The organism is Deinococcus alpinitundrae (assembly GCF_009982895.1).
Lineage (GTDB): Bacteria > Deinococcota > Deinococci > Deinococcales > Deinococcaceae > Deinococcus > Deinococcus alpinitundrae.
Genome location: NZ_WXZL01000379.1, coordinates 1 through 252 on the forward strand (window position 1 = coordinate 1; position 252 = coordinate 252).

At 65.5% G+C, this 252-nt stretch carries 1 protein-coding gene; it reads left to right on the top strand.

Annotation, left to right across the window (positions count from 1 at the left end):
* Window positions 1–252 (top strand): ribonuclease E/G (locus tag GUI70_RS23825; RefSeq protein WP_161884611.1); only part of this gene is annotated, 252 nt, incomplete at both ends.

Here is a 252-nt window from a genome sequence, read left to right on the forward strand (position 1 = left end):
TCTGGAGGCGGCGGAGGAAGTGGCGCGGCAGTTGCGCCTGCGCGACCTCGCGGGGCTGATCGTGGTCGATTTCATCGACATGGAGACCCGCAAGCACAACGCGATGGTCGAGCGGCGGCTGAAGGATGCGCTGAAAAACGACCGCGCGCGCATTCAGGTGGGCAGTATCAGCCATTTCGGCCTGCTGGAAATGAGCCGCCAGAGGCTGCGGCCGTCGCTGGCCGAGACCATGCTGATCGCCTGCCCGCATTG